The 15,668-nt window shown below is 59.1% G+C and carries 16 protein-coding genes; 3 read left to right on the top strand and 13 right to left on the bottom strand.

From position 1 onward, the window contains the following. Positions 1-111: 111 nt before the first annotated feature. The 3 genes from AC1RO5_RS00380 to AC1RO5_RS00370 form a co-directional block, all read right to left on the bottom strand. Positions 112-1,128 (bottom strand): ABC transporter substrate-binding protein, encoded by a 1,017-nt coding sequence (locus tag AC1RO5_RS00380; protein ID WP_493171742.1) that lies wholly within the window; start codon positions 1,126-1,128, stop codon positions 112-114. Positions 1,129-1,247: 119 nt separating this feature from the next. After that, a complete protein-coding gene (locus tag AC1RO5_RS00375; RefSeq protein WP_007935975.1) occupies positions 1,248-1,451 on the bottom strand; it encodes a hypothetical protein in 204 nt (67 codons plus the stop codon). After that, positions 1,451-1,921: a hypothetical protein gene (locus AC1RO5_RS00370; RefSeq protein WP_493171740.1), complete on the bottom strand. Its 471-nt coding sequence runs from the start codon at positions 1,919-1,921 to the stop codon at positions 1,451-1,453. The genes AC1RO5_RS00375 and AC1RO5_RS00370 overlap by 1 nt, the downstream gene beginning before the upstream one ends. Before the next feature lie 410 nt (positions 1,922-2,331). Here AC1RO5_RS00370 and AC1RO5_RS00365 point away from each other — a divergent pair, with 410 nt between their 5' ends. The 3 genes from AC1RO5_RS00365 (at position 2,332) to AC1RO5_RS00355 (ending at position 3,349) form a co-directional block, all read left to right on the top strand. Next, positions 2,332-2,580 carry a hypothetical protein gene (locus AC1RO5_RS00365; RefSeq protein WP_493172408.1) on the top strand — a complete coding sequence of 83 codons (249 nt, stop codon included), beginning with the start codon at positions 2,332-2,334 and terminating at the stop codon, positions 2,578-2,580. A 159-nt stretch (positions 2,581-2,739) separates the two neighbouring features. After that, positions 2,740-2,970, top strand: coding sequence for a hypothetical protein (locus AC1RO5_RS00360; RefSeq protein WP_018928020.1), 231 nt, complete (start codon positions 2,740-2,742; stop codon positions 2,968-2,970). Positions 2,971-3,109: 139 nt separating this feature from the next. Then, positions 3,110-3,349, top strand: coding sequence for a DUF2789 domain-containing protein (locus AC1RO5_RS00355; protein WP_493171738.1), 240 nt, complete (start codon positions 3,110-3,112; stop codon positions 3,347-3,349). A gap of 9 nt (positions 3,350-3,358) precedes the next feature. On the opposite strand, the gene AC1RO5_RS00350 is transcribed toward AC1RO5_RS00355, so the two are convergent. From AC1RO5_RS00350 to iolD, 10 genes are all read right to left on the bottom strand, one after another. After that, the gene (locus AC1RO5_RS00350) at positions 3,359-3,562 is read right to left on the bottom strand and encodes a hypothetical protein (RefSeq protein ID WP_018928022.1); all 204 of its coding nucleotides are present in this window, start codon (positions 3,560-3,562) and stop codon (positions 3,359-3,361) included. A gap of 310 nt (positions 3,563-3,872) precedes the next feature. Beyond that, the gene (locus AC1RO5_RS00345) at positions 3,873-5,096 is read right to left on the bottom strand and encodes a methyl-accepting chemotaxis protein (RefSeq protein ID WP_493172406.1); all 1,224 of its coding nucleotides are present in this window, start codon (positions 5,094-5,096) and stop codon (positions 3,873-3,875) included. A gap of 630 nt (positions 5,097-5,726) precedes the next feature. Beyond that, positions 5,727-6,131, bottom strand: a complete 405-nt coding sequence (locus tag AC1RO5_RS00340; RefSeq protein ID WP_007935965.1) for a TraR/DksA family transcriptional regulator — start codon at positions 6,129-6,131, stop codon at positions 5,727-5,729. A 326-nt stretch (positions 6,132-6,457) separates the two neighbouring features. Continuing rightward, positions 6,458-7,480, bottom strand: coding sequence for an ABC transporter permease (locus tag AC1RO5_RS00335; RefSeq protein WP_018928024.1), 1,023 nt, complete (start codon positions 7,478-7,480; stop codon positions 6,458-6,460). A gap of 57 nt (positions 7,481-7,537) precedes the next feature. Then, positions 7,538-9,103, bottom strand: a complete 1,566-nt coding sequence (locus AC1RO5_RS00330) for a sugar ABC transporter ATP-binding protein (RefSeq protein ID WP_493171736.1) — start codon at positions 9,101-9,103, stop codon at positions 7,538-7,540. Between the two features lie 69 nt (positions 9,104-9,172). Beyond that, positions 9,173-10,099, bottom strand: a complete 927-nt coding sequence (locus AC1RO5_RS00325) for a sugar ABC transporter substrate-binding protein (protein WP_493171734.1) — start codon at positions 10,097-10,099, stop codon at positions 9,173-9,175. A 367-nt stretch (positions 10,100-10,466) separates the two neighbouring features. Next, positions 10,467-11,519 carry a Gfo/Idh/MocA family protein gene (locus AC1RO5_RS00320; protein WP_493171732.1) on the bottom strand — a complete coding sequence of 351 codons (1,053 nt, stop codon included), beginning with the start codon at positions 11,517-11,519 and terminating at the stop codon, positions 10,467-10,469. Positions 11,520-11,649: 130 nt separating this feature from the next. Beyond that, positions 11,650-12,510 carry a sugar phosphate isomerase/epimerase family protein gene (locus AC1RO5_RS00315; protein ID WP_493171729.1) on the bottom strand — a complete coding sequence of 287 codons (861 nt, stop codon included), beginning with the start codon at positions 12,508-12,510 and terminating at the stop codon, positions 11,650-11,652. A 137-nt stretch (positions 12,511-12,647) separates the two neighbouring features. After that, on the bottom strand, positions 12,648-13,673 hold the full coding sequence (gene iolG, locus AC1RO5_RS00310) for a bifunctional inositol 2-dehydrogenase/D-chiro-inositol 1-dehydrogenase (protein ID WP_493171727.1): 1,026 nt from the start codon (positions 13,671-13,673) through the stop codon (positions 12,648-12,650). Between the two features lie 32 nt (positions 13,674-13,705). Continuing rightward, positions 13,706-15,637: a 3D-(3,5/4)-trihydroxycyclohexane-1,2-dione acylhydrolase (decyclizing) gene (gene iolD, locus AC1RO5_RS00305; RefSeq protein WP_493171725.1), complete on the bottom strand. Its 1,932-nt coding sequence runs from the start codon at positions 15,635-15,637 to the stop codon at positions 13,706-13,708. Between the last annotated feature and the right edge of the window lie 31 nt (positions 15,638-15,668).

Here is a 15,668-nt window from a genome sequence, read left to right as displayed (position 1 = left end):
CCTGCGATCTTTTGACTTTGCTTCTAAAGGCAAGATCAAAAGATCGCAGCCTGCGGCAGCTCCTACGGGATTTATGTACATCCGGGAAATCCCGGGTGTACATAAATCGGTTCATTTCAACTCGGCAGACACCTTATCCGCCACATTCTTGGGCACCCAGGCCTGCCACACCTGCGGGTTCGCCTTCATGAACGCCTCGGCCGCTTGACGTGGCGGGGTGTGTTTTTCACTCATCTCCGCCAGGGCCTTGTTCAACGCTTCGATCGGTAAATCGACCTTGCTGAAGAACTCGGTGAGCTGCGGGTACTGTTTCTGGAACGGCGCGGACACACCGATGGACAGCTTCGAGGGCAGTGAGCGAGTCGGTTTCGGATTGGGGTTGTCGGCCTCGGTCAGGGTTTTCCAGGCTTCGGCGTCGAATGGCGGCTCTTGTAGCTGAATCAGCTTGAAACGGCCAAGCAATGGCGTCGGTGACCAGTAATAGAACAGCACTGGTTTGCCGCGACGAATCGACGAACTGATCTCTGCGTCCAGCGCCGCCCCCGAACCACTGCGAAAGTTCACGTAGCTGTCGTCCAGCCCATAGGCCTTGAGCTTCTGTTTGTTGACCACCTCCGACGTCCAGCCGATCGGGCTGTTCAAGAAGCGCCCCTTGCTCGGGGTTTCCGGGTCTTTGAACACATCCTTGTAGCGCGGCAGATCACTGACACTGCGCAGCCCCGGCGCCAGCGGCTTGATGCCCTTCGCCGGGTCGCCCTTGATCACGTATTCCGGCACCCACCAGCCCTCGGTGGCGCCCTTGACCGTATCGCCCAGGCTCGCGACTTTGCCCTCGGCCTCAGCCTTGACCCAGACCGGACTGCGGCCCGCCCACTCTTCGCCAATGACCTGAATGTCATTGTTGGCCAAGGCGGTTTCCAGGGTAATGGTCGTCCCCGGCAAGGTATCGGTCGGCAAGCCGTAGCCTTTCTCGACGATGATCCGCAGGGTCTCGGTGATCAGACTGCCGCTTTCCCAGTTCAGGTCGGCGAAGTGGATCGGCGTCTGGGCGGCGAATACCGGAACGGGTGAAACCAACAAGCCGAACGTGGCCAGGGTAGTGGCCAGTAACCGTCGAAATCCCCTCATGCTCTTGCACCTCGTGCTGTTCACAGCAATAGCAGGATGGCCTGACAAAGAAGACCGCAAGCCTCTGAATACTCAGTCAACTGACTGTAGTAGAGGTTTCTGCTTTCGAGGAGCGAGGATTATTTTTCGGAAGGTTCCTGTAAGCGCGCAAGCTCTCTTCTGACCATGCTGGCGTACGCCGCCGGACGCAACATATAAATCTGTGACGCCACCCAACTCAGCCAGGCTCCCTGCAGAACGGCCTTTTCAGCCAACAGGCGCTGGGCCTCGGCGTGTGCACTGGCCTGGTTCTGTTCGTGGAAATCGGCGCGGGTCTGGGTCATTACTCGCTGGCCTTGAAGGTCACCAGTTCGCCCTTGCGCCACTTGGCGGCCTTGCCAGTCACGGCTTTCAGGGTTTTGGTCAGGCCTTCCTGCAGCTGTTGGTGGGCCGCGAACACCATCACCACGCTATGACCTTCCTTGAACACAATGCCGTGGCCGTCGGCGGTGGTCACGAACGCGTAATCCCCCAGCCCGTACACCGTCAATTTGATTTCGCGGAACTTGATGTCCAGCTTGCCGCCTTCGCGGCTGGGCAATACGGAAGCGCTGAAATGATCGCCGACCTTGAGTTTCAGCCCGGGCTTGTCGTCTACCACCAGCGCAGATTCGGTATCGAGCTCGGCAATGTAAATGCCTTCAGCGTTCTGTTCGGTGATGTAGACGAAACGTGACTGAAACTGTTTAACCAGCTTTGCGCGCAAATCACCCAGTACGAACAAAGCATGCATATCGAGATTACTTACTGCCAAGGAAACATCCCCACATCTGAAAATGATGCCGCACACAGGAAACGCGCACAGCAGAAAAAAGCGGCAATGCCGAGGTGTAGCCAATGACCCGGGTCGAAATCCTGGAACGAGCAGAGGGCCCATCCATCGCGAGGTTTGGGAAGATTACTGGAACATCCCCCGCGTCGTCTTGCCTGGCGGTCGTCAGATGTTGAAGGAAAACGCCCTTCTAACGGCCAGAGAAAACCGGATTACTAACTTTAGGGAAAATTCTCTTTAAAAAAAGCACTTTTCCGACATATCGCCAGTAAAAAATTGCTTTAGATGGGCAGCAATCGCCAACCAGTGATGGCGATTCTAGAGCAGCCATGCTCACCGAGACTACCCAAAACAACCTACGCACGTCGGTAAAACCACGAAAAGGACTTCACATGTGCACACTGACTCACTTCGCCCAGCCTCACACACACCACACAAACGGCTCGTCACTTCTGCAATCGATAGTACTCCGCCAGCAGGATTTCCTCACTGAGGCGCATCTTCTCCCGCGTTTTCAGGTGGTATTGGCCGGCAACGCCTTTTTCCATATCAGGGAAATATCCACTGGACGTGTCAGAGGTTTCCGCGCCGACCATAACGAAGCCTGCGCCCTTGCCCGCTCACTCGAGTCGCGCAACTGACGCACCCTGCGGCATTCACTTCTATAGACGTTTCGTCACGCCGGCGACTTAACTCAGCCGCCGGCAGGCAACTGCTGCCATACTGCCCGCCCCATGAAACCCGTCCCCAGGGCGGACGGCGCTCACTACAACATAATATTTCAAAGGGAAGACTGCTACGTGACGGAATTTGATATCGGTGAATTTTTTATCCGGGGCGAAGCCAGAGAGGTCGACGGCGAATTCCAGGCAGTCATTATCATGCGCGCCAAACCGCCGTTGACCACGGTGTCGTATCACCAGGTTGAAAAGGATCGCTGGTTCAAGACCGCGGAAGTCGCGACGATTGCCGCCCAGGAGTCCGCCAAAGCCCTGAAGCTTGCCGTCGATGAGGGTGCGTTGAAGGGCTGACCACCGGGTTTACAGTCTATGCTCATCCCTGCTTTGAACATCGTAATCGAACTCCCTGGCGCGCGGCTCCCTCAGATGCAATGAAGCCGCACCTCAGATCTCGTACCCGAGGCGACTGATTATCTGCAAGGAGATGAAGATGGATTCACCCACACATGACTTGAAAGGCTTGTTCGACCAGCTCGGCCTGGACTCCAGCGAAAAGGCCATCGACAATTTCATTGCCCTTCATTCACCGTTGCCCGATGACAAGAAACTCATCGATGCCGAGTTCTGGGCCCCGCAACAAGCCCGCTTCCTCAAGGAACAACTGCGTGAAGACGCCGATTGGGCGCACGTGGTCGACGAACTGAACCTGCGCATGCACCAGATCCACTAGCCAAGAGGCTCAATGCAGGCTGTCGGGCATTTCGGCGTTCAATTGTGCCAACCAGGCAGCCCTGCACTCCTCGGCTTCATTGCGACTGGAGAACACCGTCCCCCGGCGCTCACCGTTGAGCAGTACCACCCAACAGACGCTCTGCCCCATCGCTCGCAAACTGGCGGGCACGCCGCTGCCAATCATGACGGCGACATCGACTTTGCTTTGCATGCTGACCTCTCGAATTTCATTAGCAACCTAACTATGCAGGCATGTTAATAAGTTCATCCTCGAGGAAACAGCAACGGCGCTGCACAGCTTCGTTGCATAACCGGTAACAATTAGACTCCTCAACGTAATGCTGTTCACTTAAACGCACTCTTCAATCATGCCTACCTTTGTGGCGAGCGAGCTTGCTCGCGCTGGGCTGCGTAGCGGCCCCAAAAATCTGACAACCATCGCCGATTTTTGTGAGTGCTGCGCACTCAAGCGGGAGCAAGCTCCCTCGCCACAGGTTTATCTGAGAACAGCATTAGTCCTCTCAGCGAGGACTTTGCGGTTTGTAACCCAGGCGCAAACCACCCCAATGCCGGCCCTTGAGCATGATCGGCACCGAGAGGTCGTGCATCAGTTCACCGGTGTCGCGGGTGTAGGTCTGCAACAGTACAGCCTGCTGGTGGCTGCCACAGCGAATCCCGGTGCGGTCGGCGAACTTGCGCTTGGTGCGGTTTTGCAGGGTATCGACCTGCGCGTCGCCGGTCAGCGGTTGACTGAACACGGTATTGTGGGTCGGCACATACCCCTGCTGCGTGCAGGCAATGGCGAACACCAGGCCTTCGTGACGCGGCAGCAACGGTTCCTGAATCGCCGGCAAGACCTGATCGGTGTAACGGTCGAAGCGGGTCTGGTATTTGGCCGGGCTGGTGTTGGGGATCGTCTGGTAATTGCGATCAAACAGGTCGTCGAGGCTGATCCGGCCCTGGTCGATATCCGCCTCGAAACGCGCCGCAATCTGACTCGCCCCTTCGCGGGCCAGGTCGTAAATCCGCTGGTGATAGTCATCCAGCCCGACTTCGGCGAGACGTTCGCTGATGGTTTCGGCCTGCCCTTCCATTTGCACCGCTGCTTGGGCCAGGCGCTGGGTTTGCTGGTCACTGATCGCCAGATCGCTGCGCATTTGTTCGATGGCATGGAACAGGCTGTCGAGTTGTTCGCGATTGGTGTCCGCGCCCTGAGCAATTTCCCCGACCTGCCTTTCAACACCGGCGGCCAGGCGCGCGATGTTTTCCAGGTGCTGCCCCGTGTGCTCGACCTGCGCAACACCGGTATTCAGGTCGCTGGCCAGTTGACGAATCTGCTCCACCACTTGTGCCGTGCGCTGCTGAATATCGGCGACCATCTCCCCGACTTCGCCGGTCGCCGTCGCCGTGCGCGCGGCCAGGCCACGCACCTCATCGGCCACCACCGCAAACCCGCGACCGTGTTCCCCGGCCCGCGCCGCCTCGATGGCCGCGTTCAACGCCAACAGATTGGTCTGGCTGGCGATGGACTGGATCACCAGCGTTACCCGCTGGATATCGTCACTGCACAGGCTCAGGGCTTCGATCAATTCGCGGCTGCTGCTGGCACGCTGACTGAGCTGATGCATGCGCGCAATGGACTCGACCAGTTCCGTGCGCCCTGCCGCGCTGCTCTGATGAGCTTCGCTGGCCGCGCTCAAGGCTTCCCGGCTGAGTGTCGACGTAGCGTGTTCGGTAGCGATCATCACTTCAGCACTGCTGACAATCTGCGCCGCAGCATCGAGTTGCGATTGCAGTTTGTCGGCCAGTTGCTTGACCGAAAAGGCCACGCCGGCGGCCGACAAGGCGTTATGACTGGTGGTGTAGGAAAGATCGCGAGTCAAACCGGCGATGGCGCTGGCGTTGTCAGCCGGGGTTGCCTGCGGCAGCGTGCGCGAACGCAGGCGCGGCAGCCAGATAATCAGCACGGCCAATGGCAGGCCAAGGTAAAGCGACCAGCCGGCCAATGCCATGCCGCACAGCAAGAGCATCAGGGCGATGCTTTGCAGGGTCGGCGTGAGCCACAGGTTGTTCGGCAAAAGTACAGCTGCGGGCACTGCCCCAGCCAGAGACCCGTCTCGCGTCATCGTTTGTCACCCCAGGCATCTTCTAATTGTTGTGTCCGCATTAAACGCCACCAGAAGGCCATTATCTATGGTCCATTAGTCGTGGGTGCTGAAGCAGATCAATAGAAGTGCGGGGATTTTTCGCAGACGTCGAAAAGCAAAGATCGCAGCCTTCGGCAGCTCCTGCATGGGTTCACATAAACCTGTAGGAGCTGCCGAAGGCTGCGATCTTTTCAAGGCAGCCAGTCATTAACTGGCTGCCTCACAGAATCAGGCCTGACGCTGGTGCTTGTCGATCTGCTCGTGACGTTCTTGAGCTTCGATGCAGTACTTGGTGGTCGGGCTGATCAGCAGGCGCTTGAGGCCGATTGGCTCGCCGCTGTCATCGCACCAGCCGAAGCTGTCTTCCTTGATGCGTTCCAGGGCCTGTTCCAATTGAGGCAGCATGCGCTGGTCGCGATCGATCGCGTTCACCAGCCAGGTGCGCTCTTCTTCGACGGAAGCCGCGTCAGCCGGATCGGCCGGGGTGTCCAGGCTCTCGATGGCGATGCGATTCTGTTCGATGCGCTCATGGGTTTCGACTTTCATGTTCTGCAACAGCTCAGAGAAAAAAGCATGTTGCTCGGCATTCATGTAGTCATCCGCCGGCATGGCCAGCAACTTGTCCTTTGTCATTGATATCTCTATAAAAAAACGTGCATTAAGGCGAATTAGGGAGCGTTCCGTTGAACCTTGCGCGGTCATTGGAACGGCGCCGTTTATTCCAAGCGCCACCCGGCACTCAATTTACGAGGGGCGGCAGTCTAAGGCCGACTTGAGGCCTCAGCAACTGAAAAGACTGCAAATCTGTCCGACAAAGCCCTGAAAGTGCTCTATGGCAAGCTTTGAGGCGCTTATCGGAGTGCGTTTATAGCAAGAAATTCAGTCCAGCGGCTGTATATAGAAGACAAACGGCTGCGCCACGCGGGTCAGGCGTGGCGCATTTTCGTGTTTCGTGTGGCTCAGCGCTTGAGTTTGCGCTTGTTGCGGTACTGGTCGATGACCACCGCCACCACAATAATCAGCCCCTTGATGATGTCTTGAATATAAGCATCAACACCGACAAAGGTAAAGCCGCTGGCCATGACCCCGAGAATCAATGCGCCGATCACGGTGCCGGTGATGCGCCCTACACCACCGGCCAGGCTGGTGCCGCCGATGACCGCCGCGGCAATCGCATCCAGTTCATAAGACATGCCCATCCCGGCCTGACCGGTCGCGGCCCGTGCCGACGCCACCACCCCGGCCAGGCCTGCAAGCAGCCCGGCGATGCTGTAGACGATCACCAGATGCCGCTTGACGTTGATCCCGGAAGTGCGCGCCGCTTGCATGTTGCCGCCAATGGCGTAGGTGTATTTGCCGTACTTGGTGTAGCGCAGGGCAATGTGGAAGATCACCGCCACCACCAGAAAGATGATCACCGGCATCGCGCCATGTCCGATGGCCGTGTAGGAATCCGAGAGCATGCTCACCGGCTGACCTTCGGTGTAGTAGCGCGCCAGGCCGCGCGCCGAGACCATCATGCCGAGGGTGGCAATGAACGGTGGAATCCCGGTGATCGCAATGATGCTGCCGTTGATCGCCCCCGCCAGCAATCCCACCCCCAGCCCGGTGATCACTGGAATCCACACCGGCAAGTCGGTCAGGGACGGAAACACCGCCCGGGCAAAGTCCGAGGTCTGGGCCAGGCTGGCGGCAATCATCGCCGACAGCGCCAGCACCGAACCGGAGGACAGGTCAATACCGGTGGTGATGATGACCTGGGTCACCCCGATTGCCAGCAGGCCGATGATCGACACTTGCAGAATCATCAGCACCAGACGCTGTGAGTTCATCAGGAAGCTCTGGTCCCGCACGATCCAGCCGAACAGCTCGAAGACCAGGCCGATGCCGATCAGCACCAGGAAGATACTCAACTCGGTCGGAAAGCGCCGGCGACTCTTGACCGGTGCCATTGCAGGCTTGTTTTCCAGTATCGCGTTCATAACCACTCACCCTTCTATAGCGTCATCGACGGCGGCCATGGCCACCGCCGGCATCCATTAGTGAACCGCGGACATGCCCGAGGCCAGTTGCATCACTCGTTCCTGGGTCGCTTCGCTGCGGTCGAGAGTGCCCATCAGGTCGCCCTCGTGCATGACCATGACCCGGTCGCTCATGCCCAGCACTTCCGGCAGTTCCGAGGAAATCATGATCACCGCCATGCCCTCGCTGGCGAGGTATGCGATAAGCCGGTAGATCTCGGCCTTGGCACCGACATCGATGCCCCGGGTCGGTTCGTCGAGAATCAGGATTCGCGGGTTGGTCATCAGCCAGCGCGCCAGCAAGGCCTTCTGCTGATTACCGCCGGACAAGGTATCGATGCACTGCTCCAGCGACGGCGTTTTCACCCGCAGCTTCTTGCACATGTCTTCACACAACGCGCGCAGGGCTTTCTGCTGGATGAAGCCGTTGCCGACGTAATGAGGCAATACCGCCATTTCCATGTTTTCCAGCACCGACAGGCACGGGAACAAGCCGCTGAGCTTGCGATCTTCGGTCAACAGCGCGAAGCCCTTCTCGATGGCCATGTGCGGATCGGTGATGCGCACCACCTCGCCGTCGAGCCGGATTTCGCCACCGTCACTTGGAGTGATGCCGAAAATCGCCTCGGCGACATTGGTCCGTCCCGAACCCATCAACCCGGCGATACCGAGGATCTCCCCGGCATGCAGGTCAAAGGAGACATCCTTGAAAATGCCGTCCAGCTTGAGGTCGCGTACCGACAGCAACAGATCGCCAATCGGTTTCTCGCGCACCGGGAACAACTGGCTCAGCTCGCGGCCGACCATCATCGAGATCAGGCTGTCGCCATCCATGCTGTCGGCCCGTTGCAGGCCGATGTAGGCGCCGTCGCGGAACACCGCCACTTCATCGGCGATGCTGAACACTTCGTTCATCTTATGAGTGATGTAGATGATGCCTTTGCCCTGGCTCTTGAGGTCGGCAATGATCGAGAACAGATGAGCGACTTCTTTATCGGTGATGGCCGAAGTCGGTTCGTCCATGATCAGGATGTCGGAGTCGTAGGACACCGCCTTGGCGATCTCGACCATCTGCCGTTCGGCGATGCTCAGGTTGCCCACCTGCTCTTCCGGGTCAAGATTGATCCGCAGACGTTCCAGTAGCTTGGCGGTGCAGCGGTGCATTTCGCGGTGATCGATCATGTGCAGGCCGTTGAGCTGCTCACGGCCGATCCAGATGTTCTCGGCGATGCTCATGTGCGGCATCAGGTTGAGTTCCTGGTGAATCATCGCGATCCCGGCCTGGAGTGCAGCCAGTGGCGTTTCGAAGACCACCGGCTTGCCCCGCAGGCGCAATTCGCCGGCGTCCGGCTGGTAGATGCCGGCAATGATTTTCATCAGGGTGGATTTGCCGGCACCGTTTTCGCCCATCAGCGCCAGCACGGAACCGGGACGCACCCGCAGCTGTACGTCGGACAAGGCCACCACACCGGGAAAACCCTTGCTGACGTTGATGATCTCCAGCAGGTACGGCTCATCGACAGGTGTTGCGGTTGGCTGGATACCCACCAACGGGGTGCTCGAAGCAGTCGCTGAAGCGAACATGATCAGGTACTCCATCAGCAAGGTCGCGTCGCAACCTTGCGTGCTTATTGTTGTTATCGAACGGACGGACTATTTGAACTGGTCAACGTTTTGCAAGGTGATCAAGCGGTACGGCACCCACACAGCCTGCTCAACCGGCTCGTTCCTGGCCATTTTCACCGCCGTGTCGACCGAACCGTCGGCCTGACCCTTGGCGTCCTGGAACACCGAGACCACCAGAGAGCCCTTCTTCACCGCGTTCAAGCCGTCGGGTGTACCGTCGACACCGGCGATCAGCACACTGCCTTTGGCGACACCCGCCTGTTGCAGGGCCATGGCCGCGCCAATCGCCATCTCGTCGTTGTTGGAGACGACCGCGTCGAACTTGCGGCCCTGGGTCAGCCAGTCGTTGACCAGGGTCATGCCCTTGTCTCGCGACCAGATGCCGCTCTGCTCTTGCTCGATCTTGATGTTCGGGTACTTGGCCAGCACCTCTTTTACGCCCTTGGTGCGGTTAGTGGTGGAGTTGTTGGCCAAATCACCGAGCAGAATCACGATGTCGCCCTTGCCGCCCATTTTTTCCGCCAGGTACTGCATTTGCATCTGACCGGCCTCCAGATCGTTGGAGGCGACAGTGACCACGCCTTTGGGCAGGTTCAGGTCATCGGGACGGCGATTGACGTACACCAGTGGAATGCCGGCCTTGACCGCCGCTTCGGTGATTTTTCTGGTGGCGGCGGTATCCACCGGGTTGACCACAATGGCATCGACTTTCTGGCTGATGAAGCTTTCTACCTGGCTCAACTGCCTGACCACGTCGCTGCGCGCATCTTCGAACTGCAGCTTGACGCCATCAGGATAGGACTTGGCTTTGGTATCCATGGATTCGCGCAGGTAGGTCAGCCAGGTGTCATCGAACTGCGCCATGCTGACGCCGATCTTCATGTCAGCAAGTGCGGCACCGCTGGCGAGCATCAGGGACAAGGCGAGTGAGGCGAAACGGGTCTTGGTCTTCATGAAAGGTCTTTCTCCACATTCTTGTTGGTTTTTATGGATAAGGCGTGACGATTTCAGTGAGCGGGCAAGCGGACAATCGGCGCACCCGGAATGCAGCAGACCAGGGCGCCCTTGCGTTCGACGCAAAGCAAGCGAGAGATGGAATGAAACGAGACGCGAGGCAGGTCGCGAGAGAGGTGCAGCGCGGAACGTAAAGCATGCAGAGCAGAGTTGAAGGTTTTCATCGACGGTACCTGGCTTTGTTTCTTGTTTTTGGTGCGTCCTTCACTCGTTCAAGGCCTGCTTGAGCGTGATCAGACGTTGATAGTCGGCAACCTGGAAACGACTTTATTGGAAAATAATTTCTATATCAACTCATTTTAGAATTTTATTCTGATTTTGTTCCATGACTTTCAAATGGGCTCAACGCCACCACTTGATGGCGCTCGAAACTGAGCCGCGCAGCGTCTAGCACGCGGGTGGTCGCCAGTGCATCACGGGCCTCGACCGGCAGTGGGCCACCGCTCTGTAACGCGGTTTGTAGCTGCAAATAGAACTGGTTCCAGCAGCCTCGTTCGGACGGCACCCGCTCGCGCACCTCGCCTTGTTCGAACCAGCCCCAGCGACGATGCTCTTCGACGCCCCAGCGCTCGCCCTCGGATTTGGGCGTGAGCCCGGCCAGGGTCGACGCCTCTTGCCCGTCCAGACCATCGACGCTGTAGCAGCCCTGGGTGCCGGTCACGCGAAAGCGCGGGCCGGGAGTGTTTTGCAGGCAACTGCCACTCAGGTGCGAGATCACACCGCTGGCATGGGTCAGGGACATGAAGAAGCCGTTGTCGAAGGTCTGGCCTTTTTCGAGGTAATCCAGTTCGGCGTAAACCCGGGTGACGGGGCCGAACAACAGCAGCGCCTGATCCACCAGATGGCTGCCCAGATCGCGCAGGAAACCGCCGCCGCTGCCGTTGTTCACCGACTGTGGCGAGTAGCGTTCGATCCGTGACTCGAAACGGGTGACCTGGCCCAGGGCACCGGACTCGATGAGTTTGCGCACGGTGAGGAAATCCGAGTCCCAGCGTCGGTTTTGGTAGACGCTCAAATGCACGCCCTGACGCTCGGCCATGGTGATCAGGGTTTGCGCCTGTTGCGTATCGGCAGCGAACGGCTTGTCGCTGACCACCGCCACCCCGTGTTCGATGGCGTCGAGCACCAGCGCCGGACGACCTTTGAGCGGCGTGGACACCACCAGCACATCGACCCCGGCTTCGACCAGTTGACCAATGCTGTCGAAGGCCGGCACCCCGGGATGTTCCGTGGCCAGCAGTTGTCGGCGCTCGGCGGAACGGGTGACCACGCCCACAAACGTCGCTGCCGGCAAACTGCTGATCAGCGGAGCATGGAAAAACCGGCCGCCATGGCCGTAACCGACAAGTCCGATACGCATGTTGTTCTCCTTATGATCGTTCCCACGCTCTGCGTGGGAATGCCGCCATGGACGCTCTGCGTCCGCTTTGTGACGCGGAGCGTCACGGGATGCATTCCCACGCAGAGCGTGGGAACGATCGGTTACAGGGTTACTGGCAGAGTTCGCGGGTCACGCGTTCGAGCATCATTCGGTTGGACTCGTCCGGCCGGTCTTCCCAGGCGAACACCGAGACGGTGGCGATGCCATCGAACTTGATCTCGCGCAAGGTGCCGAAAAACGCTTCCCAGTCCACCTCGCCCTGGCCGATGTCCAGATGCTGGTGCACGGTGGCGGTGACGCCCGGCGGGTTGACGATGTAGCGCAAGCCTGAGGAAGCCTTGTGGTTGTAGGTGTCGGCGATGATCAAGTGACTCAGTTTCGAGCCGGCGTACTTGAGCATCGAGGTGATGTCACCCACGCCATCGTCATAGAAAAACGTGTGCGGCGCGGCGTAGAGATAGTTGATCCAGTCGCGGTCCAGACCGCGAATGATGTCCACCGACTCGTTGTTGCGCTCGCAGAAATCATAAGGGTGGGCCTGGATATCGAGCTTGATGCCTTCGCGTTCGAACTCGGGGATCAGTTCGTCCATGGAACGCATGAACTGGTTCTCGCAGACCAATGGGTTGTCCGACTGGCCGGTGAACTCGGTGTTGACCAGTTCGCAGTCCATCTCCACGGCAATCTGGATCGCCCGCTTCCAGTTGCGCACGGCGGCTACGCGCAGGCCTTCATCGGCGGCGGCCCAGTGGTACATCGGTAATAAAGAAGAGAGTTTGACCCCGGCGTCGCTCAGGGCTCTGCGAAATTCCTTGATCCGCGCCTTGTCGACCCGCGGGGCTTTATAGAACGGCAGGAAATCTTCCCGGGGCGACAGCTCGATGTGTTCGTAACCGAGCTCGGCGACCTTGTCGACCATTTTGCCCAGGGACAGGTTGCGGTACATGTAGGGGTCTAGTGCGATGCGCATGTTTTTTTGTTCTCCATCACCTTACGCTGAGCGTTCCCACGCTCTGCGTGGGAACGCCGCCATGGACGCTCTGCGTCCGTTTTTGTGACGCAGAGCGTCACGGGATGCATTCCCACGCAGAGCGTGGGAACGATCGGTCAGCCGTAGAAGCGTGGGCGATCCGGCAGGCCGACTTTGACGATCTGGCCGCTGTTCTGCGCCTCAATGCAGGCATCCGCCGCGACGGCGGCAGCCAAACCGTCCCACGCCGATGGCCCGCCGACCTGCCCGGCCCGCACGCCATCGATGAACGCCTGCAACTCGACGTCATACGCGGCGATGAACCGGTCCTTCCAGTCCATCAGAATCGCATTGGACAGTTTCGCCCCGCTACGCAACTGAACCTGCGACGGTTCCGGCAGTTTGGCGATGCCCGTCTCCCCCACCACTTCGCACTGGATGTCGTAGCCGTACTGGCAGTTGACGAACACTTCCACGTCGATGCGCGTGCCCTTGGCGGTTTCCAACAGTACGATCTGCGGGTCTTTCAAATGGGCGTGGGCCTTGCTGGTCTTGCGCGGGAACACCACTTGCACCGACACATAGTCGTCGTCGAGCAACCAGCGCAACACGTCCAGCTCATGGATCAGCGTGTCGGTGATCGCCATGTCGGTCTTGTAGTTTTCACCCACGGTCGGGTTGCGGTGAGCGCAATGCAGCATCAACGGTTCGCCGATCTGGCCACTGTCGATTACCGATTTCAATGCCCGATACCCTTCATCGTACGGGCGCATGAAACCAACCTGCACCAGCCGTTTGCCGTGGGCCACTTCGGCCTCGACGATCTTGCGGCAGCCTTCGGCGGTGACCGCCAGCGGTTTCTCGCAGAACACCGGTTTGCCCGCCGCAATGGCCGCCAGCACAAACTCTTCGTGGCTCGGGCCCCAGGAGGTGACGAGGACTGCGTCGACGTCCGGCGCCTTGATCAGCGCGTGGCCATCGGGATAGACCTCGGCGGTCAGTTTCAGGTCGGAGACGACCTTGGCCGCTTGCTGCAAATTGATGTCGGTGACCGCGACGACCTGGCTGTTGAGCAAGGTCTGACTGCAACGACGGATATGGTCCTGGCCGATGGCCCCGGTGCCGATGACGCCAATGCGCAACGAATTTGAAAGCGAAGACATATAAACACTCCTGTTTGTTCGTTTCAGGGCAATCAGTATTGACGGGCCTTGGCCAGTCGCTCGTTGAGGGTCTTGGCCACCGCATCGGTGCGCGCGCTGGTAGAAACTTGCGCCACGCCGACCCGCCACCACGACAGGTATTTGTGAATCATGGTTTTGGGCAGGACCTTGATATCGATCAGCGTCGACACCGTCTGCAACCGCGCATCGGCCAATGCGGCTCGCAGCTCCTCGACAGTGTTGACCTTGTAGGTCTTGCAGCCGTAGGCCGCCGCGCTCATGGCGAAATCCACCGGCACGAAACCGCCATCGAGCTTGCCTGTTTCAGGATTGCGGAACCGGAACTCGGTGCCGAAGCTGTCCATGCCGTGTTCCATTTGCAGGTTGTTGATGCAACCGAAGGTCATGTTGTCCAGCAGCACCACGTTGATCTTGCGGCGCTCCTGGATCGAGGTTGCCAACTCCGAGTGCAGCATCATGTAGGAGCCATCGCCTACCAGTGCATAGACCTCGCGCTCAGGCTCGGCGAGCTTCACCCCCAGTGCGGCGTTCACCTCATAACCCATGCACGAATAACCGTATTCGACGTGGTAGGTGTTCACACCCTTGCTGCGCCAGCTGCGCTGCAAGTCGCCGGGCAGGCTGCCGGCGGCGGCGACGATCACCGCATCATCGGCCAGGGTTTCATTGAGCACACCGAGCACCCGGCTCTGGGTCAGGCAGGAACCGGTCAGTTCGATGAATTCGCGCAGCACCGCCGGGTCCAGGTGGTCGTTGATTTCCGGAACGAAGTCTTGAGTCTGGTACTCGACCTGATAGATGCGGTCGACTTCCTCGTCCAGCTGCGCCTTGGCCTGCCGGGGTAGATCGCCCCAACCGGAGCGATAGTCGCCCAACAGATCGGCCAAGGCGTTCAAACCGGTCTTGGCATCCGCCAGCAGTTGCACGCCATCGAGTTTCAGGGCATCGCAGGGACTGATATTGAGGTTGAGGAATTGCACGTCCGGGTGTTTGAACAAGGATTTCGACGCGGTGGTGAAATCGCTGTAGCGGGTGCCAACGCCGATGATCAAATCAGCGTCCTTGGCCAACAAGTTCGCCGCCAGACAACCGGTTTCACCGATCCCGCCGACATTCAGCGGATGGCTGGACACCACCGCGCTCTTGCCGGCCTGGGTTTCGGCGAAAGGAATATCAAAGCGCTCGGCAAAGGCCTGCAACGCTGCGTTGGCACCCGAGTATTTGACCCCGCCGCCGCAGATGATCAGTGGTTTGCGCTTGCCTTTGAACAGCGCCACGGCATCGCCGAGCATCGCTTCGGTGGCCGGACGGCGCTCGATGCGGTGCACGCGTTTCTGCAGGAAGTAATCGGGATAGTCGTACGCCTCGGCCTGCACGTCTTGCGGCAGGGCCAGGGTGACGGCGCCGGTTTCGGCGGGATCGGTGAGCACACGCATGGCGTGGATCGCTGCGGTCATCAGTTGCTCGGGGCGGTTGATCCGGTCCCAGTATTTGCTCACGGCCTTGAACGCATCATTGGTGCTGATGCTCAGGTCGTGGAACTGCTCGATCTGTTGCAACACCGGGTCCGGTTGGCGGCAGGCGTAGACGTCGCCGGGCAACAGCAGCAAGGGAATACGGTTGGCGGTGGCCGTCGCGGCAGCGGTCAGCATGTTCGCCGCACCCGGGCCCACCGATGAAGAGCAGGCGTAGATCTTGCGCCGCAGATGTTGCTTGGCAAACCCGATCGCGGCGTGGGCCATGCCTTGTTCGTTGCGGCCCTGATGGACAATCAGGTCACCGCTGTCCTGTTCCAGGGCTTGTCCCAGACCCAGCACATTGCCGTGGCCAAAAATGGTAAAGATCCCGGCGACGAATTTGCTCTGAACCCCATCGACCTCGATGTACTGGTTATCGAGGAATTTCACCAGGGCCTGGGCCATGGTCAGTCTTGTTGTGGTCATGCTTGCACCTTTTCCGTATGCAAATCCGATG

Source organism: Pseudomonas sp. GW822-FHT02G04 (genome assembly GCF_058802085.1).
Note: the sequence above shows the minus strand (reverse complement) of the source record. Positions and strands in the feature narration are given on the sequence as shown.

Excerpts from the sequence above, each read along its gene's own strand:
- AC1RO5_RS00335 (WP_018928024.1), bottom strand. The coding sequence starts at position 7,480 with ATGAACGCGATACTGGAAAACAAGCCTGCAATGGCACCGGTCAAGAGT.
- AC1RO5_RS00365 (WP_493172408.1), top strand. The coding sequence starts at position 2,332 with ATGTGCACACTGACTCACTTCGCCCAGCCTCACACACACCACACAAAC.
- AC1RO5_RS00315 (WP_493171729.1), bottom strand. The coding sequence starts at position 12,510 with ATGCGCATCGCACTAGACCCCTACATGTACCGCAACCTGTCCCTGGGC.
- AC1RO5_RS00325 (WP_493171734.1), bottom strand. The coding sequence starts at position 10,099 with ATGAAGACCAAGACCCGTTTCGCCTCACTCGCCTTGTCCCTGATGCTC.
- AC1RO5_RS00330 (WP_493171736.1), bottom strand. The coding sequence starts at position 9,103 with ATGTTCGCTTCAGCGACTGCTTCGAGCACCCCGTTGGTGGGTATCCAG.
- AC1RO5_RS00340 (WP_007935965.1), bottom strand. The coding sequence starts at position 6,131 with ATGACAAAGGACAAGTTGCTGGCCATGCCGGCGGATGACTACATGAAT.
- iolD (WP_493171725.1), bottom strand. The coding sequence starts at position 15,637 with ATGACCACAACAAGACTGACCATGGCCCAGGCCCTGGTGAAATTCCTC.
- AC1RO5_RS00350 (WP_018928022.1), bottom strand. The coding sequence starts at position 3,562 with ATGCAAAGCAAAGTCGATGTCGCCGTCATGATTGGCAGCGGCGTGCCC.
- AC1RO5_RS00320 (WP_493171732.1), bottom strand. The coding sequence starts at position 11,519 with ATGCGTATCGGACTTGTCGGTTACGGCCATGGCGGCCGGTTTTTCCAT.
- AC1RO5_RS00355 (WP_493171738.1), top strand. The coding sequence starts at position 3,110 with ATGGATTCACCCACACATGACTTGAAAGGCTTGTTCGACCAGCTCGGC.
- iolG (WP_493171727.1), bottom strand. The coding sequence starts at position 13,673 with ATGTCTTCGCTTTCAAATTCGTTGCGCATTGGCGTCATCGGCACCGGG.
- AC1RO5_RS00380 (WP_493171742.1), bottom strand. The coding sequence starts at position 1,128 with ATGAGGGGATTTCGACGGTTACTGGCCACTACCCTGGCCACGTTCGGC.
- AC1RO5_RS00375 (WP_007935975.1), bottom strand. The coding sequence starts at position 1,451 with ATGACCCAGACCCGCGCCGATTTCCACGAACAGAACCAGGCCAGTGCA.
- AC1RO5_RS00345 (WP_493172406.1), bottom strand. The coding sequence starts at position 5,096 with ATGATCGCTACCGAACACGCTACGTCGACACTCAGCCGGGAAGCCTTG.